The organism is Acinetobacter sp. NIPH1876 (genome assembly GCF_022808535.1).
Lineage (GTDB): Bacteria > Pseudomonadota > Gammaproteobacteria > Pseudomonadales > Moraxellaceae > Acinetobacter > Acinetobacter higginsii.
The window spans coordinates 55339-77123 of record NZ_JALGBR010000013.1; the positions used below are offsets into that span (position 1 = coordinate 55339).

The 21785-nt window shown below is 40.0% G+C and carries 17 protein-coding genes; 10 read left to right on the top strand and 7 right to left on the bottom strand.

Annotation, left to right across the window (positions count from 1 at the left end; all coding sequences use genetic code 11):
• Window positions 1-89: 89 nt before the first annotated feature.
• The gene (posA, locus tag MN869_RS14970) at window positions 90-4088 is read left to right on the top strand and encodes a delta-poly-L-ornithine synthetase PosA (RefSeq protein ID WP_243308535.1); all 3999 of its coding nucleotides are present in this window, start codon (window positions 90-92) and stop codon (window positions 4086-4088) included.
• A gap of 88 nt (window positions 4089-4176) precedes the next feature.
• Here posA and MN869_RS14975 read toward each other — a convergent pair whose 3' ends face one another.
• Window positions 4177-4941, bottom strand: a complete 765-nt coding sequence (locus MN869_RS14975) for a membrane protein (RefSeq protein WP_033133151.1) — start codon at window positions 4939-4941, stop codon at window positions 4177-4179.
• 159 nt (window positions 4942-5100) lie between these two features.
• Here MN869_RS14975 and MN869_RS14980 point away from each other — a divergent pair, with 159 nt between their 5' ends.
• Window positions 5101-5661, top strand: coding sequence for an undecaprenyl-diphosphatase (locus MN869_RS14980; RefSeq protein ID WP_005205123.1), 561 nt, complete (start codon window positions 5101-5103; stop codon window positions 5659-5661).
• Between the two features lie 121 nt (window positions 5662-5782).
• Here the strand turns inward: MN869_RS14980 and MN869_RS14985 are convergent, their stop codons facing one another.
• From MN869_RS14985 to tssH, 6 genes are read right to left on the bottom strand one after another with little or no spacing between them, the layout of a single operon-like run.
• Window positions 5783-6751: a M15 family metallopeptidase gene (locus MN869_RS14985; protein ID WP_162180569.1), complete on the bottom strand. Its 969-nt coding sequence runs from the start codon at window positions 6749-6751 to the stop codon at window positions 5783-5785.
• Window positions 6752-6754: 3 nt separating this feature from the next.
• Entirely contained in the window at window positions 6755-7375 is a 621-nt protein-coding gene (locus MN869_RS14990) for a hypothetical protein (protein WP_033133150.1), read from the bottom strand.
• A gap of 10 nt (window positions 7376-7385) precedes the next feature.
• Entirely contained in the window at window positions 7386-8192 is an 807-nt protein-coding gene (gene icmH, locus MN869_RS14995; protein ID WP_033133149.1) for a type IVB secretion system protein IcmH/DotU, read from the bottom strand.
• 10 nt (window positions 8193-8202) lie between these two features.
• Window positions 8203-9567, bottom strand: a complete 1365-nt coding sequence (gene tssK, locus MN869_RS15000; RefSeq protein ID WP_005205118.1) for a type VI secretion system baseplate subunit TssK — start codon at window positions 9565-9567, stop codon at window positions 8203-8205.
• A 16-nt stretch (window positions 9568-9583) separates the two neighbouring features.
• Window positions 9584-10681 (bottom strand): type VI secretion system protein TssA, encoded by a 1098-nt coding sequence (gene tssA / locus MN869_RS15005; RefSeq protein WP_033133148.1) that lies wholly within the window; start codon window positions 10679-10681, stop codon window positions 9584-9586.
• 25 nt (window positions 10682-10706) lie between these two features.
• Complete coding sequence (gene tssH, locus MN869_RS15010; protein WP_033133147.1) at window positions 10707-13373, bottom strand: type VI secretion system ATPase TssH; 2667 nt, start codon at window positions 13371-13373, stop codon at window positions 10707-10709.
• 375 nt (window positions 13374-13748) lie between these two features.
• On the opposite strand from tssH, the gene MN869_RS15015 reads away from it, so the two are divergent.
• From MN869_RS15015 to MN869_RS15050, 8 genes are all read left to right on the top strand, one after another.
• The gene (locus tag MN869_RS15015) at window positions 13749-14456 is read left to right on the top strand and encodes a hypothetical protein (protein WP_033133202.1); all 708 of its coding nucleotides are present in this window, start codon (window positions 13749-13751) and stop codon (window positions 14454-14456) included.
• 19 nt (window positions 14457-14475) lie between these two features.
• Window positions 14476-14979, top strand: coding sequence for a type VI secretion system contractile sheath small subunit (gene tssB / locus MN869_RS15020; protein ID WP_004805522.1), 504 nt, complete (start codon window positions 14476-14478; stop codon window positions 14977-14979).
• The gene (gene tssC, locus MN869_RS15025; protein ID WP_005190398.1) at window positions 14972-16453 is read left to right on the top strand and encodes a type VI secretion system contractile sheath large subunit; all 1482 of its coding nucleotides are present in this window, start codon (window positions 14972-14974) and stop codon (window positions 16451-16453) included. The genes tssB and tssC overlap by 8 nt, the downstream gene beginning before the upstream one ends.
• 51 nt (window positions 16454-16504) lie before the next feature.
• A complete protein-coding gene (locus MN869_RS15030) occupies window positions 16505-17008 on the top strand; it encodes a type VI secretion system tube protein Hcp (protein WP_243308538.1) in 504 nt (167 codons plus the stop codon).
• A gap of 77 nt (window positions 17009-17085) precedes the next feature.
• On the top strand, window positions 17086-17562 hold the full coding sequence (gene tssE / locus MN869_RS15035; RefSeq protein ID WP_004654759.1) for a type VI secretion system baseplate subunit TssE: 477 nt from the start codon (window positions 17086-17088) through the stop codon (window positions 17560-17562).
• A gap of 12 nt (window positions 17563-17574) precedes the next feature.
• A complete protein-coding gene (gene tssF, locus MN869_RS15040) occupies window positions 17575-19383 on the top strand; it encodes a type VI secretion system baseplate subunit TssF (protein WP_033133146.1) in 1809 nt (602 codons plus the stop codon).
• A complete protein-coding gene (gene tssG, locus MN869_RS15045; RefSeq protein ID WP_033133145.1) occupies window positions 19347-20342 on the top strand; it encodes a type VI secretion system baseplate subunit TssG in 996 nt (331 codons plus the stop codon). The genes tssF and tssG overlap by 37 nt, the downstream gene beginning before the upstream one ends.
• On the top strand, window positions 20342-21766 hold the full coding sequence (locus tag MN869_RS15050; RefSeq protein WP_033133144.1) for a hypothetical protein: 1425 nt from the start codon (window positions 20342-20344) through the stop codon (window positions 21764-21766). Before tssG ends, MN869_RS15050 begins: the two co-directional genes overlap by 1 nt.
• The last annotated feature ends 19 nt before the right edge of the window (window positions 21767-21785 follow it).

Here is a 21785-nt window from a genome sequence, read left to right on the forward strand (position 1 = left end):
TAATGTTGTTTTAAGTTGCTCTCTTTAATTTACCAACGAATACCTCATTTCGTCTTTGGCTAAATCAAAACATTAAAGAGAGCATAAAAATGAATCAATGTGTGATGAGCGCAAAAAATATTATTCGTGGTAAGCACCACCCAGAATTTTTACAGCATGAAGTCCTTGCTGATATTTTTATTGAAACAGCACAAACATTTCCTGAAAAAGTCGCCCTGATTGAAGCTGAACGAACGTTGAGCTATGGCGAGTTATATCAACAAGCTTTATTGATGGCACAGCATCTGACCCTGGAAGGAATTAAAGCGGGTGATATTGTTGGTTTATGGCTACCTCGTGGTATTGAATTATTAAAATCACAGTTAGCCATTTGTTTAAGTGGTGCGGCTTGGCTACCATTTGATATGGATACACCTGCAGACCGAATTGCCGTCTGTCTTGAAGATGCTACTGCAGTGGGGATGATTACCAGTGATGAATGGTATGAACACTTACAAGAAGTCCCACAAACGAAATGGACCAATACTGAATTGCAGCGACCACTGCATGAGACTGTGGAATTAGCCAAAACCTCACCTGAACAGCCTGCCTATATTATTTATACCTCGGGTTCGACAGGAAAGCCGAAAGGGATTGTAATTACCCAGAAGAATATCTGTCATTTCCTACGTAGTGAAAACAGTATTTTAGGGATTCAAGAGCAGGATAAGGTCTATCAAGGTTTCTCGGTTGCTTTTGATATGTCCTTTGAAGAAATCTGGTTGTCTTACCTCGTCGGCGCAAGCTTGTGGATTGCACCAAAATCCTTAGTCAGTGATCCAGAGCGACTCTGCCAAACATTGAAACAGCAACAGATTACCGTATTACATGCTGTGCCGACTTTACTGGCTTTATTTCCTGAAGATGTTCCGAATTTACGCATCATCAATCTGGGCGGGGAGATGTGCCCTGATTCATTGGTGGAACGTTGGGCCTTACCACACCATCAAATGTTTAATACCTATGGACCAACCGAAACCACAGTCACTGCCAGTCTGGAACTGTTGCAGCGTGGCAAACCGGTCACCATCGGCAAGCCCTTACCCAACTATGGCATGTTGGTCATTAATGCGGAACGGGAACTTCTGGCACAAGGTGAAACAGGGGAACTGTGTATCTTTGGCCCCAGTGTAGCTCCAGGCTATCTCGGACGCCCTGATCTGACTACAGATAAATTTATTGAGAATCCTTGGGCAAATAATGAGGATGAAATCAGCTTGTACCGCACTGGAGACTTGGCCAAAATTGATGAATTTGGTCAGGTGCATTGTTTAGGTCGTGCCGATGATCAGGTTAAAATCCGAGGCTTCCGAGTTGAACTCGGTGAAATTGAAGCAGCGCTATGCGATCTTGATGGAATTGGTACGGCAGCAGTCATCCTAAGAGCGGAAGATGGTATTGATCAGTTGATTGCCTTCATTGCACCTGAGTTGGAGGCAAAACAAAGCATTGAGATTAAACAGCTTCGACATCATTTGAGCCAACGCTTACCGCCATATATGGTGCCTAATCGTTTTGAAATTATTGAGGAAGTGCCACGGTTGTTGTCTGGGAAAATTGACCGTAAGGCATTGAAAGCTCGCCCATTAACCAGTGTGATTGATCGGAGTGAATCTGACCAGCCACAGAATGAAGCTGAACAGATTTTATTTGAGATTCTAGGTCGTTTATTTCCGAATATCCCAATGAAGTTAGACTCAGATTTCTTTGATGATCTCGGAGGCCATTCCTTACTCGCTGCGGTATTGATCTCGAATTTACGTGAACACCCTCAATATAGCCATCTGACCATTCAAAGCTTATATCAGGCCAGAAAAGTCGGCGCGATTGCAGCTTTAATGTTAGAACAACCTGAACCCTCCTTATTTGATCGGCAGATTGGACAAGATAATCCACGTAATCAGGCTTATAAATGGCTGTGTGGGATTGCACAGGCGGTGACGATCCCTGTATTGATCTCGATCAATATTCTGCAATGGTTGGCACCATTCTTTACTTATCACTATTTCACAGGCGGCACACGAGATAGTATTCCTTATGCGATCGCGTTGTCTTTGCTGGTGTATATCAGTGTGATTATTGCCAGTTTTGCAGTTTCAATTACAGTAAAACGGTTACTGATGTTAGGGGTTGGCGCAGGTCGTTATCCATTATGGGGAATGACCTATTTCCGTTGGTGGTTAGCTGATCGGATCACCAGTATTTCACCTGTATATCTACTCTCTGGTTCAACCTTACTGAATTTATATCTCAAAGCACTTGGGGCAAAAATTGGGCATGATGTCACGATTAGCTCAGTGCATATCCGGATGCCATCGTTGTTACAGATTGAAGATGGGGTCAGTATTGGTTCCAATGTAAATCTGGAAAATGCCAAGGTTGAGCACGGACATCTCGTATTGGGTTCAATCCAACTCAAAAAAGACAGTTATGTGGGCTCTTATGCAGTATTGGAAGAAAATACCGTGTTAGAACCGCAAGCGCATGTCAATGCTTTAACCTCAATTGAATATGGCACTACGGTACCCGCAGGTGAAATTTGGGAAGGAACACCAGCGAAAAAAATAGGCCATATTGATGAGTTGGAATCATTAGCTGCACGACCAAAATTATCTTTAGTGCGCAAATTTTCTGAATATGGCTATTACAGTGTCAGTGCTTTAATCATTGCCTGTTTGTTCTTTATTCCGATTTTCCCAAGTTTCTTGTTAGTGGATTGGTTAGATGTCAATGTGTTTAATATTGATCCGAATAACCATATTCAAACCGCACTGTATTATTTCATCCTTGCCATTCCTGCCAGTGCCATGATGATGGTCATTACCGCATTGATTTCATCGGCTATACGTAAGATTGTATTACCACGTTTAGAGACAGGCACTTATGCCATACATGGTGGTACTTATTATCGTAAATGGTTCGCAGCTCAGATTTTAGAGACCAGTTTACAGACTTTACATGGTTTGTTCGCCACCATATATGCTCCGACATGGTTTCGTATGTTGGGCGCAAAGGTAGGTAAAAATACAGAAATTTCGACTGCCACAGGTGTAATTCCTGAAATGCTGACTCTAGGTGAAGAAAGTTTTATTGCAGATGCGGTGATGCTCGGTGATGAAGAAATTAAAGGCGGCTGGATGTCGTTGAAATCGACTCAAATTGGCAATCGTAGCTTTGTTGGGAATAGTGCCTATATCGCGGATGGTACGGTATTACCGGATAATGTTTTGATTGGTGTGCAATCAAAAACGCCAGATAACCGAGAAATGTATTCAGGTCAGACATGGTTCGGTTCGCCACCTTTATTGTTGCCAGCGCGTGAAGCAGCAGCGCAATATCCAGATCATCTTACCTTTAAACCAAGTATCAAACGCCGTTTTATGCGAGGCTTGATTGAGGGTTTACGTATTGTATTACCGACAGCACTCGCCATTGGTGTAGGTTATATGATTGTTTTAGAAGTGATTGATGTCATTAATGACTATAGTATTGCGATGGGGCTATTGGCTTTAACTATGGCTGGATTGTTATACGGCGTGGGTTGTTTTGTCATCGTGACCGTATTGAAATGGGCTTTAATTGGACGTTATCAACCACGTTCAGCACCGATGTGGACCATGTTCGTTTGGCTCAGTGAAGGCATTACCAGTCTCTATGAATCTGTTGCGATTCCGAACTTCTTGAATTATTTAAGAGGGACACCGATGTTGCCTTTCTTCTTGCGTCTTTTAGGTGTTGGGATTGGTAAGGATGTATATCTAGATACCGCCGATATCACTGAATTTGACTGTGTGAAGATTGGAGACCGTGCAGAATTTAACAGCTTCTCTGGGCCACAAACGCATTTATTTGAAGACCGCATCATGAAAATTGGTCAAGTCAATATCGGCAGTGATGTGGTAGTGAATTCGCGTAGTATCATTTTATACAATGCCAATGTGGCTGACCATGCGGTATTGGGTCCACTGACATTGGTAATGAAAGGAGAGAATATTCCTGCAAAATCAGCATGGATTGGCTCACCTGCAGTACCTTGGAAACATAGCTAATCATTTATAAGTGATCACTAAAAGGGATAAGAAAATAGTTTTTCTTGTCCCTTTTCTATATGTGTAACGAAGAGGATTAGCGAAAGATTTAATGTGTTGTTGAAGCCGGTTTGGATTTAAAAAACACTAAACAAACAAGGATAAAAGCCAATAATACAAAAGAAGCACCGAATCGGCTTAAATCCAATCCGCCGTGATCAAGGGGTTTATCTAAGAAGTCACCTAAGACCGCACCGAGAGGTCTGGTTAAAACAAAAGCTGACCAGAATAAAAATGTTCTAGAGATCTTGGTCCAATAATACAAGACAATCAAGATAAGCAGTAATGAACCAAAGATCAGGGCAGCCCCTGTATAACCTAGTCCTTGGGTATCTGCTGTCCAGTCACCAAGCGCTGTTCCTAGGGTTTGAGAGAACATAATGGTGACCCAGTAAAAGGCTTCGGTCTTTGCAGACTGCACACTGTTCACCGCAATATTGCCACAGCTCCAATACCAGATCGCAAGCGAGCTAAGCAGTAGGGTGAGTAAAATAATACTCCCTCCGAGATAGCCTATGTCTAGAGAGCGATCGACATAATCAGCAATGGTGGTTCCCAGTGTTGTGGTTGAGATAATAGTTGCCCAATATAAGAAGGGTTTGTACTCTTTGGCTTTCATTTGCAGTGAAACAAAGCCAATAAAAATAATAGAAAAAATACATGTACTTAAGATATAGCCCAGATTGAGCGACATTGATAAAGCATCACCAGCCGTTTCACCGAGTGTTGTTGCTGCAATTTTTATAATCCAGAACAGCAATGTCACTTCAGGCACTTTGCTTAATACTTCGGGTAGCCTATTTTTGTTATCCATAATTCATTCCAATTGAAGGGTAGATCAAATTTAGGATTTTTTTATTAATAGCGACTTAAAACTAAATTGTAATTTTGTTTGGTTTTTAAGCGTATTTAATTTTATTTTAAGCTGATATTTTTATATTCACATCGTCAAATAATCATGGAACGATTGACGATGTCAATTGAAACGATCGATATCAGCTTATTTAATTGGATTAACTCAGCTGCAACTCAAAATCCTATTTTAGATAAAGCTGCATTATTCGCATCTCATAATTTAATTGCAGTATTATTTGTATTTTTAATTGCTTCATTGTTTTTTAAGGATAAAAAATACCGAGTACAGTTTATCAAGATGCTTATCACCATCGTTGTTTCATTACTCGTGACTCAGATCATTCATTCGGTCTACTACCATCCACGTCCTTTTGACATGGGAATCGGACACATCCTGACAGGACATGGTTCATCTTCTTCATTTCCAAGCCAGCATACCTTGACAGTAGCAACGATTGCATTTGCATATCTACTGTCTGGTTATCGAAAAATTGGAAGTGCAGCATTGCTATTGGCTTTAATTGTAGGTTGGTCCAGAATTTATATTGGTGTCCATTTCCCTTTCGATGTACTTGGATCATTTGTGATTGCTTTTATGCTGGTATTAGGAATGAATATAATATTTAAGGAGTTTATTTTTAAAGTTAAAAAAACAGTTCCCATATCTGTTGTGGATTAAGATTTTTTTAATTTTAGTGTGAATTATATTTTATTGAAATATTCTAATTTGATATTAAAATAAAGCCTATCCATTTATAAAGATAGGCTTTATTTAATTTAATTGTACTTTAGATCTGTTTTTAAGACTCATCTGATCGGGCGGTTAATTGTCCTTCTGCAGTGAGTTGTTCAGCCATTTCTTTGGTTTTTCTTAAGCCTGGCATACGGTATTCGGTATGACCATAATCTTGAATAGATTTCCAACGACCACCCCAAGTTAAACCAACGGATTCAGCAACTTGCCCATAGAGTTGATAACCACGCATTGCCCAAGGGTCACGTTCTGAGATAACGACTTTACCGTTGCGTTTAAAAGCAACATCGGCAGCTAAACCAAATTGGTGATAGCTTTGATAACCTTTGGCACGGGTTGTATTTGGATTCCCTGCAAGCATATTTTGGCGGCTTGGGCTGCGGTAACCTTCAAGTAACACCAACTCATAACCGTGCTGTTCTTTCATGATTTTGAATACCATCAGTAGGCGTTGCTTATAGCGAGGATTAATTTTGTCCCATTTACGATCTACCATGGATACATCAAAACTACCATGTGAATGTGTAAGTGGAATCTCAATTTGAGATGCATTAATACTCGGATCTGTTGGATGCTGGGCTTGATAGGCCTGTTCAAGCCGAGTTGCTTCGACAATAGCATCTTCAATCAAGTTGGCATCGACTTCTGGTGGTGGACTCAGCATTTCACCATTGAGTAGCGTATAAATTTGCGGATCAGTTTCTTTTAAATATTCAGCTTCAATTCGTGTGGAATTGATTGGGCGAGTAAACGCAAAAATCAGGATGCTGGCGAATAAAAAGAAACCTGCAATTAAAATCCACCATTGTTGTAAGTGCCAATGCGATTGTAATTTTTCTGGCGAGGCCGCTTGATGCATATTCTCTGCAAACTGCATCGCATTGGCAATTTTCTTTTTGCTACTTGGAAGTAATGATTGCAACAACTGCTTGCATTTATAACGCAGCTCATATGACATGAGCAGGGTTAATCCGATCGCGACAGCGACAAAGCAAAAGAAAATAAGAAAAATCATGCTTTATTGCAGTTCATTCACAGCAAAAGGCTTTTGTGTGACTTTGATTTGTACCGTTGCCTCAGGTGCTTCCGCTTCTACCTCAGGTGTTTTAGCAGGCGCTGTAGTCTTTGTTGTTTGAGGAGCAGTTTTAACCACTTTATTTGTTGCCGCAGGGACTGCTTCATTCTTCCCTGAAACAGGTTTGGTTGGCGCTACAACTTGTGTGGATTTTGCATTTGGCTCATTGGCAAAAGGGGAAACGTGCTGTCCAGTCGGTGTTGGTGCAGCTGCTGGAGGTGTGCGTTGGAAGAATTTATTTAAATCATTACTACCGGGTTGAGTGAAATTATTATCCTCTACCGATTCGGCTGTTTCATGATGACTAGCTGTCGTTTCCTCTGAGCTTTGAGTTGTCGTTTTGGTATTATGGGCTTGAGCAGGATTATTTTCTTCTACAGCTTGCTCTGGTTGCGTTGTAGCTGTATTGGATCTACTCGAGTCGGTAACAAATAAGAGAAAGAAAACCAGTGCTGCAAAGATAACTCCTGAAAGAAATCCAATCAGTAAATAAATGACAGGCGATAAGGTTTTTTTCTTATTGGTCTGTAATATGCGTAAAGAAGTTGCTCTTTCCTGAGTCATACGTTATCAACTAAGGCAAATGGATGGTGATATGTGCTTCTTCAGCAGGTGCTGAAATCACATTTTGATAAGGAGCTAAAGCACTCTGATTCTGTTTGGATAGCATGAACTTTAAGCCTGCAAAAGTGAGTGCAGCAAACATGAGCAAGAAGATTAGAATCCAGAAAAAGGGTAACTCGTGATGAATAATGTGTTTAATATGGTCAGGAATTGCGGCAAAAGGAGAAAATGCTGCTTTTTTCCCTTTGAGATAATCAATTTCATCTCCAACACGAGCCACGAGGTGATTTAGACTTTCTACAGATTCCAGACGGTATTTGCCCTGAAAACCGAGTAAGAGACAGTAGTGGAAAACCTCAAGTGATGCTAGGCGGTCTTTGCCACGACTGCGCAGTTGTTCCAAGATTTCAAAAAAACGATAACCCGCCAGTTGAGAGCCAAACAGGCTCAATTGCAATGGGCTAATCAGCCATGAATTCTGTAAGTTAAAATAGGCAGCATCCTGTTGCGTCGCAATGGTTTCATCAATCAAGGCACAAAATGCATATTTGGCGTCGTGAATATCATCAGCAGAAAATTGTAAGCGTTTGGCTTGTTGCTCAAATCGGTTCAATAAATCGACAATTTTTTCACGAAAATCAGTTGGATTTGCAGGTATATAGCGATTGCGAAGTAAAAAAACCAGATAGAACCCATCATGTAATAGATCAATCAAGTTAGTCGCTTGCACTTTATTTTGTGGTTGGTCAGACGTAGGGAAGCCTGAACCAATTTTTCCATCATCAAATAAAGAGGGGATGCCTGTTGGTTGAGTCATTGTGATTCTCTTAACTATTCATTACGGCAATGAGTTCAATACTGATATCTTGGAATCCAGCTGGTACATAGACACAGATAGATTCTGACTCAAGCATACGTTGATACAATTCGTGATGTGGTTCGATTTCAAAATAGCTGACACCAGAACGTACTGGAATTGCAGTTGGCACCTGCATTAAATGATGGAGTGGAACCGCTGGAAGAGCGGCAATAACACGTTGTTCTACATCAATTGTACTACCCACTTTAAAGCGCAATGGAACGATCTGGATCAATTCATGGGTTTGCATCATGCTGCTTGAAACCGCAATATAGAGACGAGTGTCACGGGTAATTTTGTCAGACTCAAGACTACCAACCCAATACGATGGTCGTGTTTCTTTTAAAGCAATGCTGAAATAACGGCTCGAAATAATGGTGTCTAATAAATCTCTTAGAATCAGATCAAGCTGTTGGAAACTGTCTTGTAATTGGTGATGCTTATACTGTGGCAAATGATCCACATCATACGCAGTCGAAAAGGTCAGTAAAGATCCAGTTAAACGCAATAATTCTGAAAATAAACGCTCAGGATGGATCAATGGATATTGCAACAGGTGATTCAAGCCTGCATAAGCCGTATTTAAAGCATTGATTAACCAGAACGAAACGATATCACCCGAACGGAATTCAATGAGTTTCTGTTCATTTTCACGATTGTTGCTTTGAATGGTTTTAATTTTTGCCTTAATAACGTTGAGCGTACGCTTTAAATTATTAATTAAAGATTCAGAAGCCGCGATATGTAAAATAGGTGGAATAAACTTATTATCCAGCTCAAAATGACCTGAGCTTTGACGCTTAATCTTGGCGACTGGAATATATAAGAAGCCATCTAAATTTTGACTAGGTTGAATATGCTGTTCTAACAATTTGAATTCGGCACGACGACGTAACAAATTCAGTTCAGCAGGGCTAGCATCAGTAAACAGATCATGTGTTTCAGTCAAATAGTTATGATAACGACTAGACACTGAGCGTGTTTCATCAGCAATGTTTTTCTTATTGGCCTGCAAAATTGGTAGTGCCAGATAAACCGTCATTTCACCTTGTAGATTAAGGTCATCTAATAACAATGGTTCTGGCAATAAGTCTTGTGCAGGCGCATGATAAATTTCACCATCTTGCCAAATGATTTCGACTTCTTGCAAAGCTAGAATATGAGTAGAAAGTTGAACTTCATCGAACTTTAATTTCTGCACACCGTAGGCATGTGGAATCATTGCTCGAATCGTATGATTCAAGCGTTGCTCATGGTAGGTGTCTTGAATCTGGAAATGCTGAGGACGTAAAAATAAGCCTTCACCCCAAAGAATCTTTTCTGCTTTAAACATATTTATTTACCAACAATTATTCGTATTCATTCTTTGGCTGAACACCAAGGGTGTCCTGTAGCATTTGTAAAGGATGTTCATCCTTAATCACTTGGGTTAGCCATTCATGCAACGGCATTTGACTCCACTTGATGGTTTTCTGCAGCATATAGCTGACAGGACTATGCGGCTCATTCTTTTGAAAATAAGTGGCAATTTCTTGCAATACCCGCATTGCCTGTTCGCGATTTTCGACATGCGATTGAACTTGTGGCTGGAAAGACAGCTGGTTTTGGGGAGCAGAAGATTGTGTCGTCACGGGTTGTACCATCGGCGTTGTCGATGTTTCGATTTCAGTAATGACAGTTTGAGTCGGTTGCTCAAACAAATCGGTCTTATAAATCTTTTTCAGTGTGATATGAATGGTGTCTAAGCTTGAATCGATTGCCGCAAAACTCGGCGAGTCTAAACCAAGCAGACCATCTAAAACCTGTTTCAATGTTGCCCATTGTTGTAGGATCTCATTAAAACTTTGATAGTTTTGACGCTGAAAATTTTTATCTGTATTTGATAAGGCTTGTTCGAATTGCTCTAATTCTGTCGAACCACTTGAACCCTCATAATCATCGCTTTGTTTACGACGGATATTCTCGTGATAAAGAAAGTTGTCGTAGTCGAGCAAATGGTAATAAGGCGCATGATTGATCAAAGAAACTTTTTTGATCAATAGCGGCAGTTGGTTAATCAAGCCCTGTAATAAGCCAATACGTTGATCTAGATCCTCATCTTCAACTTCAGGGTGTAGGGTTAACCAATATTGTTCTAATAAGCGATGGCTAAGCTCGAGACTTTTGGAAATTCCTGCAAAACCATAAAGGTTTGCCCAAGCTTCTGAGAGCCAAGTGAGTAAACGGATATCTTTACTTTTCGATTGGAGTAAATCTATAGATGTCGTTGCAACAAAGTCCCAATCGGCCTGTTTAGGTTCAGTGACCCAGTCACCTTGATCAAGCAGTACATCATCTTGGGTCTTTGCTTTTTTAATCGCATGAAACTCATTTGAAAATGAGTAATCCTCACCACAAGGTGACTGCTCATTAATAGGCGTTAGTAAAGATAAAATATCCATATGCATCACAAATTTGGCTCAATCTTAAAATTTACACTTCAGCTTTGGTTTTTTTAGTTGAACGTTTCTTGGTTACTTTCTCAACTGGATCTAACTGATAGGTAATTTCATCATCTTTAGTATCAATCACAATTAGTTTTGGTAACTTATGTTCCGCGAGAGCCACTAAAATTTCAGTTGCCAATGCAGGAAGGACGGTTGAGTTGAGGATGTTGTCCACATTTCGTGCGCCGCTATCCACTTCGGTACAACGGCTTAACAATAATTCGATTAAATCATCAGAATACTGAACCTTGGTTGCATACTGCTTTTCAATACGATCAACAATTTTCCCAAGCTTGTGTTTAATAATCCGAACCAATAACTCATCATGCAGTGGGAAGTAAGGCACAATGCGCATACGACCAATAAAGGCTGGTTTAAACTGCTTATATAAACTTGGTTTTAGATGTTCGATTAAGTCTTCGGCATGTGGCCATTCTTCTACAGGTTGATTTAAGCATGCCTGCATAATTGCACTTGAGCCTGTATTAGAGGTCAGAATGATTGTGGTGTTTTTAAAGTCAATCACACGACCTTCGCCATCTTCAAGCATTCCCTTGTCGAAGACTTGATAGAATAATTCTTGAACATCACTATGTGCTTTTTCAATCTCATCTAATAGCACGACACTATAAGGATTGCGACGAACGGCTTCGGTGAGAACACCGCCTTGACCATAGCCGACATAGCCAGGAGGGGCACCCTTTAACGATGAGACCGTATGCGCTTCCTGATATTCAGACATATTGATGGTGATGAGGTGATTTTCGCCGCCATACAGCTCATTAGCGAGAGCAAGGGCAGTTTCAGTTTTACCCACACCACTTGGGCCAATCAATAGGAACACACCTTGTGGTTTGTTAGGATCTTCTAATTTTGCTTTAGAGGTTTTAATGCCTTGTACCAATTGAGTGAGCGCATAATCTTGACCCATGACGCGTTCGCCAAGCTTGTCCTCAAGGCTTAGAATTTGTTTGATTTCATCATTCACCATTTTCCCAACTGGAATACCTGTCCAATCTGAAATGATTTCATTGATGATTTGTGCATTGACACGTTCAAATACTAAAGGTGTTTGACCTTGTAATTGTGCTAAGTCCGCTCTTAGTGAAGCAATTTGTGTCTTATTGTCCTGTTCTGTATGTGCATTCAATTGCTGGATTTGTTTAACCAGCGCTAGTTCTTGCTGCCATTTAGTTTCAGTGTCTTGAATTTCTTTGTCTAAGTTTGCAAGTTGCTGATTAAGATCATCTAACCGTTCATGATGGATCGGGAACTGTTGATGTTCGTGGGTAATAATTTGATGTTCTAATTTAAGATTATGTTGTTGTGCTTTGAGTTGATCCAGAATTACAGGTTGTGCATTCTGGGTTAAAGCAACACGGGCAGAAGCGGTATCGAGTACGCTCACTGCTTTATCTGGGAGTTGGCGACCGCTGATATAGCGATGAGAGGCTTGAACTGCAGTAATAATGGCTTGATCTTCAATATGTAAATTGAAGTGACTTTGCATCACTGGAATCATGGCACGTAACATATCGATCGCCACTTCTTCGGTTGGCTCTTCAACTTTGACCACCTGAAAGCGACGGCTGAGGGCTGCATCTTTTTCAAAGTATTGTTTGTACTCAGCCCAAGTTGTTGCTGCAATGGTTCTTAATTCACCACGTGCTAATGCGGGTTTGAGTAAGTTTGCGGCATCATTTTGTCCTGCTTGCCCACCAGCACCAATCATGGTGTGTGCTTCATCAATAAATAAGATGATTGGGTGAGCAGAGGCTTGTACTTCTTGAATCACTTGTTTTAAACGATTTTCAAACTCACCTTTAACGCTTGCACCTGCTTGTAACAGACCCATGTCTAAACTATGCAGCTGTACATTTTTGAGCGCTTCAGGTACTAAGCCTTGTGCAATTTTTAAAGCTAATCCTTCAACAACTGCTGTTTTACCGACACCAGGCTCACCCGTCAAAATTGGATTGTTTTGACGACGACGCATCAAGATATCCAGCATGAGTCGAATTTCAAACTCTCGACCAATAACAGGATCGATACCACCATTTTGAGCTTTTTCAGTCAGATTAATCGTGTATTGATCAAGGGCAGGTGTTTTTGCAGCCGTGATAGTAGATTCAGTGTTTGTTGTTTGTTCAGTACTGTTCGAGGTGTTTTCTGTTTGTGGTTGTTCGCTACTTTTTTCACAAATATCGAGAAACTTATGTTTCATTGTATCGATTGGAAAACGTTCAAATAAGCTTGATGCTCTAAATGCGATTTGTTGTAAATCGGGCGCAGTTAACAATGCTATCAATAAATGACTACTACGTATTAAAGGCGTTTGTTCTGCAGAAGCGAGTAACCATGCTTGTTCAAATAACCGAATGATTGATTTTGCAAAGATGGGCGTACGGGTATTACCTTTAGGTAAAGAAGCAATGGTTTCTTTTAAATCAGTAATTAAGGCATCAGCAGAGATATTATTTTTTTTTAATAAAATGTGTAAATCATTGACTATGTTTTGATTTAATAATTCAACGAATAGATGTTCAATCTCAATTTCATAATTTAATTGGTTAATACAATAGTTTGCAGACTTTTCTAATGCAGTACGAGTAGGAGCTGATAGTTTTGTAATTAAAACTTTTAAGTTACTCATTTATTACTCACAGTAATTTTTAAATACCAAGTGCTATTTACTAACTTCTAACTTGGTATGGTTGTTTTTGCTAGAAATATTTTTTGAATAAAATCAAAAACTTAACATAACTCTGCTCGAGTATACAGATTATTCTACAACAAAAAATGTCACTTTTAAACAAAAAATGCACCAGTTTTAAATTTTTTTTTTACAGGAATGTCTGTCATTAAAATTTAATAATGTTAATAAACGTAACTAGTATTGACTTTGTATGTGTTTTTTTTGTTAAATTCGCGGAAATGATGTAAATGTACAAAAATTGACGAGTAAGAGGGTTTTTTAACAATAATTGTCAGCTCTTCAATTATAAGTTAAATAATGACGAGGCATATTTTGAAAAAAGGTATTGTAATATCAATTCTTTGTATAACAGCAGGTTTAATCGGTAATTCGGCTTTTGCTGATGATAAAGAAATAAAACCAATTAAGTTAAAAAGTAAATGTCTAAAACAGAATCCGTTGGCAGTAAACCAAACGGATCATGCTTTATTAGATATTTATCAACAAGTTTGTGACAAAGATAATGCTTCGCGTGTAAACGATTTATTGGCTCAAGCAGCAATGCGTATGTATGAATTAAAGCAACCGATGAATGCTTTAAAACTGGCAACGCAGTTACAAGAGCAAAATGTACGCGGTGCTACTTTAACGGATGTTACTTTTTTAGCCAGTGTTCAAATTGCCAATGAAGCATTGCAACATATGCGCTCAAGCGAAATGCGCTATTTGAGTAATGAACTCACTTATCCACCAGCAAAACAGCTCAGTGACAGCATCCGTGTTGCTTTACCTGCTCCAGATACCTCAACGAGCAAGGCGATCACCGATGAGTCAGTCAAAAATGAGATGCGAAATACGTCGACCAATAACACAACGCGACGCACAACGAACAGAAAAGTACGTACAACCCAACCAACACGTAGTACTGTTACTCAAACAGTTGCACCGGTGAAACGTCAAACGGCTGTAACACCAACAGTTAGCAAACAAGCAAATACTGTTCAAAAGGCAGGTTCGAATCCATTCGATTCGTTGAAATAATAATCAAGGGTGAAAAGTTATGGCAAAGAGAGAAAGCGTACAGAAGAAACTGCAACGCATACGTCCCCCTCGTGTACAGCTGACATATGATGTCGAAGTTGGTGATGGTAAAGAGTCAAAAGAACTCCCTTTTGTTGTGGGTGTGATGGGGGATTTCTCCGCTGCATCAGAGCTAGAAAAGACCAAATTGAAAGACAAAAAATTTATCAATGTTGATTTAGATAACATTGATGAAGTGATGGAATCTTTGGCTCCGCGTGCGGCTTTCCAAGTTGAAAATACTTTGACGGAAGAAGGTGGGCGCATGTCGGTTGACCTTACTTTCAACTCAATGGAAGACTTCCGCCCAGAGCAAGTAGTTCAACAAGTAGATCCATTACGTAAGCTGGTTGCAGCACGTGAACGTTTGACCGATTTACGTAATAAGATTTCAAACAGCGAACGTTTAGAAGATTTGCTGGATGAAGTATTAAAAAATACCGATCAAGTTCGCCAACTCAGTGCGGAGGCTGAAAATGAGTAATTTACAAGCAGCCGCTGCAGCGAGTGTTGAAGCTGAATCAGCAAATTTGTTGGACTCAATTGTTGAGCAAAGCCGTATTGCCCGTAATGACGATGAGCATGTTCGTGCAAAAAGCTTAATTGGTGAGTTGGCAAAAGAAGTCATGGCAGGAACCATTACTGTTTCTGAAAATATGACCTTGTCAATTGATAAGCGTATTGCGGAAATTGATGCATTAATTTCAAATCAATTGAGTGAAATTATGCACCATGAGCAATTCCAAAAAATCGAATCGACATGGCGTGGTCTTTATTATTTCTGCCAAGAAACACCGTCTAACTCAATGATTAAAATTCGTATGTTGAATACGACGAAAAAAGAGTTGGTGAAAGACTTCCAAGGTGCAACAGATTTTGATCAAAGCACCTTGTTTAAAAAGATTTATGAAGAAGAATATGGCTCATTTGGTGGTGCACCTTATGCAGCGTTGATTGGTGATTTCGAGTTCGATCGTACACCGTCAGATATGTATTTATTGGAACAAATTTCTCATGTTGCTGCAGCAGCACATGCGCCATTTGTTTCGGCAGCAAGCCCAAGCATTCTTGGTCTTGAATCGTTCACTGATATTGATCGTCCACGTGATGTTTCAAAAATCTTTGAAACAGCTGAATACGTGCAATGGCGTTCTTTCCGTGACAGTGAAGATTCTCGTTATGTTGCATTGACCATGCCACACGTCTTAGGCCGCTTGCCGTACCATCCGAAAGAAGGCACTGCAACTGAAGGCTTTAACTTCGTTGAAGATGTTTCTGGCGAAAACCATGATGATTATCTGTGGATGAATGCCGCTTATGCATTCGGAACACGTTTAACCAACGCGTTTGATATGCATGGTTGGTGTGCTGCGATTCGTGGTGTTGAGGGCGGTGGTTTAGTTGAAGGCTTGCCAGTACACACCTTTAAAACCTCAGATGGTGAAGTGGTGTTTAAATGCCCAACTGAAATTGCCATTACAGACCGTCGTGAAAAAGAACTCAGCGACCTTGGCTTTATTCCATTGGTTCACTGCAAGAACACAGATTACGCAGCCTTCTTTGGTGCGCAGTCTGCTCAAAAACCAAAGAAATATGACAGTGATACGGCGAATGCAAACTCTGCACTTTCTAGCCAAATCCAATACATCATGGCGGTATCGCGCATTGCACATTACTTAAAAGCAATGATGCGTGACAAAGTGGGAAGTTTTGCATCTGCAGGCAATGTCGAAGCATTTTTAAATGAATGGCTCTCGCAATATGTCTTGCTAGATGATGGTGCATCTCAAGAAGCAAAAGCACAATATCCGCTTCGTGAGGCATCTGTAAAAGTTGTAGAAGATCCAGCTCAACCGGGTCACTACAAGTCTGTGGTTTTCTTAAGACCACATTTCCAGCTGGATGAGTTGTCTGTTTCTTTACGACTCGTGACTGAACTACCTCAGTCCTCAAATTAACAATGAGATCAGCTAGATAATAACTTTAAATAAAATAGAGGTAATTTTTAAATGAAAGATATATATGTTGAGTTTCGTGGTAAGTACAAGGTAGACGGAGAATCTCGCGATTCTGAACACAAAGGTTGGCTAGAAGTTAACTCTTGGTCTCATAACATTCGTCAACCTAAATCTGCGACTTCTAGTAGCGTAGGTGGCCATACTGCTGAACGTGTTGAGCACTCAGACATGATCTTCGTTAAAGATTTGGATGCAACTAGTCCTAAACTTTGGGAAGCTTGTTCTGCAGGTTATACATTTGATGAAGTACAGATCGATTACTACCGTGCAAATGGTGATAAGCGCATCAAATACTTACAAATCAAATTGAAACACGTTCTTGTTTCTAGCGTAACGCCGACTGTAAACGAAGAAGGTGTTCCAACAGAAACATTTGGTTTGAAATACGCTGCTGTTGAGTGGACTTTTAACCAACAAGACATTAACGGTACTGCGAAAGGTGCTGTTACTAAGAAATGGTCACTTTCTAATAACACAGCTTCATACGCTGCGTAATCAGTATCGTGATTTTCTGATAGAGGTTAATAGGTGCCTATTAGCCTCTATTTTTCCAAGATGCTGTTCTTATAAAAATGAATTTAGATCATCTATATCCTTATGGATTCAGATCAACATTATTTGATCGTTTAGTACCAGAGCAAGAAGATTATTTAAGAGGGATGTCGATTCAGCAGTTACGAGAGTCTGTTGCTCGTGATTTGGAAGACTTGTTGAATAGTCGGATCGCACAATTTGATCGAGATATGGATGAATTTCCGCTGGCAAAAAAATCAATTTTGCAGTTCGGAATTATCGATTTCGTAGGCTTGTCGACGGCGAATCCATTGGATCGAGATAAAATTTGTCAATCGATTGAGCAGTCTATTGCAGCACATGAGCCAAGATTGCGGCAGATCAAAGTTGAGATGCTATTAGATGGGCATAATATGGGATCGCTATGTTTAAGTATTCAGGCTTACTTAAATATCCACCCCTTATATGAACCTGTTTTTTTCGATGCTTTACTCAAACCAACAACACAACAATATGTTATTTCTGCCAGAACTTAGTGTGAGCGAACAGTGATAGAGCAACTTTTACCGTATTATGAAAAACAACTACAAGAATTCGGTCAACAATCTCGAGAGTTCGCGCAGAAATATCCAAAGATTGCGCAACGTCTATCACTCAACCAAGAACAAATTGATGACCCGCATATTGAACGCTTAATTCAGGCCTTTTCCCTGATTGCTGCGCGTATTGATAAAAAATTAGCCGATAGCTATGAGCTGTTTACTCATTCTTTATTTGAGGTGATGTTCCCGCAATATTTGCGTCATTTTCCAGCCTGTACTGTGGTCAGTTTTGAAGATACCAATAAACTTAAACAATTAACTGCAGTACATTTGATTCCACAAAAAACAGCGTTGAAGTCACGTAGTTTTAAAGGCGTGCAATGCGAGTTTAACACCAGTAATGAGGTTCGATTATTACCGATCGCATTGACGCATTTGGAGTTTCAAACTTCGCCTAGCACGCATATGCATTTGAATCAAAATGCGACCTTGAGTTTGAAATTTGAAATCTTTAATGATGCCCAACAATGGATTTTGGATGAAAAATTACCGATCTATTTAGATGCTATTTCAAATTTTCCACTGCAAGTTTTGGATAGTATTTTCCGTAAAGATACGGGTTTTGCAATTCGGGTAGGGCAGCGCGTCATTGAGGTAAGTAATCCTTTTGAGGTGATGGGCTTTAGTGAACAAGAAAGTTTATTGCCGATTGATCAGCATACCCATCATGCCTATCGTTTATTGATGGAATATTTTTGTTTCCCTGAGAAGTTTAATTACTTAAATTTGGATTTGAGTGTCCTCAAAGGATTATTGCAGCAGCACAACAGCTTTGAAATTTTGATCCATCTCAAACTTAATTTGAATGATCAAGCCGTGGTCCGTAATTATTCCGAGCTCAATATAGCCAACTTTAAATTATTTACCACACCGGCAATTAATCTGTTTGAAAAGCAGGCCGAACCGCAAAAGATTTCACATACCCAATTACAATATCCATTGGTCACGGATGCGCATCATCCTGAGTTGTATCAAGTCTATTCTATCCTTGAGATGAATATGGTGCGTGAAAAGACCAATCAAGAGCAAACGCATCTTCCTGTATTGCCTTTTTTTGCAATGAGTCATTATCACAATGATAAGGTTCAATTTTTCTATTCTTTAAATTATCTGCCTTCGCAGACGAAAATCATGCAAATGGGTTATTCGATTGTTTCCAAGCATTTGAAACCTTATGAAATCAAATCCGATTTTATTAGTACGCGGTTGCTGTGCTCCAATGGTGATTTGCCACATGAAGCATTAAGTCAGAGCAATAATATTCTGAATTTAAATGACAGTAGTTTGGCAAGACGTGCCTTGATTTTAAAGCGTCCGACATCGCCTTTTCATTTTGATAAAAACAGCAATGAGCAATGGCGCATTATTTCGCATCTTTCGTTGAATACCTTGGCATTGATGAAAGGGGATGCACTGAGTCATGTGAAGGAGCTTTTGGCTTTATATAACTTACCGCATTCCAAAGAAAACATTTTGTTGATTGATGCATTGAAACAGCTCAACTTCTCAACCACCAATAAATTGATGAATGCAAAACCTTTCCCGATGTTTATTCGTGGGGTTAAGGCTGAGCTCTCGGTGAATAAGAGCGTTTTCCGTGGACATAGTCTCTATATTTTTAGCCAGTTATTAAGCCATATTTTCAATTTAAAGGTTCAAATCAATAGTTTTGTTGATGTGGTCGTCAAAGACAGTCTTAACCAGCAGGAGATATACCAATGCGTACAGAACGTTGGTGGCAAGACTCTTCTGTAGTCGACCAAGTTTTTAAAAAGTCAGGTTCATTTGAATTTATTCAATCCACACGCTTGTTACGCCATCATCCACAGGCATCTCAAGTACAGGGTTGGTCTGAAGATTTTAAATTTGGCACCTCATTTAGTTTAAGTTTCCCTGCGACTGAAATTGAAGAACTCAGTTATCAAGATCAGCGTGTCTATTTAACCAATCTGGTGGTAGGACTCACAGGAACACAAGGGGCGCTGCCTTATACTTATACCAATAAATTAAAACAAAGTAGCCGACAGCAGCGACTCGAGATTAAAGAGTTTTTAGGTCTGTTCAATCATAAGCTGACGGCCAAATATGTTGATGCCAGCTTAGCCTATAACTTGGCAGTGCGTTATGAGATTGAACAAGACAATCATTATCTGGACATTCTGCATGCCTTAAATGGCTATATTCGTTCTCAGCATCAACAACAAGATCTAGATGAGTATTTTGCCGAATTTTCTGGTTTGATGCAGGGGCAAAACAATACCGCGCATGCGTTAAAAACAGTGTTGTCATGTGTGTTTAATCAACAGGTTCAGATCCAAGAATTTGTCAAAGAAACCTTTCATCTGGCTGATGAACAGAAGACCAGCCTAGGCGGTAGCAATCCAAGCCTACTGGGTGTGAATACCTTCTGTGGCGATACGGTCCAGCAAATTGATGGCAAAATCGAGATTCAAATTGGGCCATTACCTAGAGAACAATATTTAGCTTTTCTACCTGATCAGCCTTTGAATAAAAAGTTAAAGCACTTGATCCAGACATGGTGCAGCCCAACACTGTTTATTGATGTACGTTTGATTTTGGATAAACGTGAAATCAATCCAATCTGTTTGAATTCTGGGCATCAGGTAGGTCTGGGCCAAGGGGCATTTTTAATGCCATCCGAACAATTACAACATAACACGGAAACACGTTATGCACTTTTAGGAGCCGCATAATGGTGAAGAAAATTTTAGCCACACTCATCAGTTGTTTTATCTTGGTCGGCTTGGTGGTGGTTTATTACTGGCGTGATATTCAATACCAACCAGAATCTGCCGATTTAATTAATTATTTCCTGATTTTGCCAGTCGTGATGACCTTGGTGTTACTGTCACCTTGGCTGATCTATAAGGCATATCAACATTATAAAGAAAAAAAGCAACACGCTTTGCAGGCTGAACAAAATGCAGAGCAGAGCTCAACCGAGTCACAGCCGATTGTACTGGAGAGTAAGTGGTTAACACTGAATCTTTATGCGGCAGGCGCATATAGTGCACTGGGTGAAAATGATTCGATTTTGGAGGGAATCAAGCAGTTTACCAGTCCCCAGTTAGATCAGGATCTGGTGAATTTTCATGGCATCCCTATTCTTTCTTATCGCATTGCAGACTTAGATCAACAGGTCCAAAGCGAGGATGATGAGGAATTGCAGTTCTTGTCGGTTCGACAGCAACGCATCATGGCGCTGATCCATCAACAAATTGAACAGCACACGGAACTTTTGGCTTCGATTTCAGACCACTTAAAGCGGTCTAGTTTGTTTTATGAAAGTCAAAACCTACATGAATACCGGATGCACCCTGCGTGGATTGATCCAGGCTTTTCGGATGATGAAGCGCATGAATCGATTCAGGTGGAACAGGTCTATCGTTTGGATAAGTTAAATCTGCACATTTTATTGTCTGAAGATGTGGTGCATACCTGGAATGACCTGAGTAGCAATGAAAGTATTCAGGCCATTTTTTACGATCTTGGCATCATTCCCCAAAAGTTCCATATTGAATATCACTACCTCAGTGCGGCATCGACTGAGCAACATCTGCTGGAGTTGCTTGAGCGGATTCAAAACCAAGCCCATGAAATTTCATTGATCATTGCGGCAGATTCAGAAATTGATCAAGAAATTATTGATGAAAAATCTTGGGGAGCAAGTGCTTATATTCCTGCGGAATTTGTAAGCAGTAGTTGTCTGGCGAATCTTGCGGTGCAGCTAGAACAGTTACAACCCGAGAAGACCTTTAAGCTGGTCAGTAATCAAAATAATATCGATCAAATTTTCAAAGAGCTGGGAATTGATGATTTACCCCAGTATCAGGCTGAAGAACCTTTTGTATTGGTGGTTGAGGATGGTGCTGATGTCAAGGTGTCCAAAAAATTGGAACAGTTTTTTAAGCAAAGTCCAGTCGAGGCACACCATTATTTGTACTGCAAACCTATTTTTGGACACACCCAAAACGTGGCAAAACTGTTTGGATTAATGTTGGGGGCACATTTTTCTGAGTCAGAGGTTGCCTTTGTTTATGGACAAAATTTACAAGCATTTATCCAAGCTGTTCCTGAGATCACACCAGATCAGGAAAGTGTAGCAATTGCTGATTAATTAACTTTATTAAGAATTC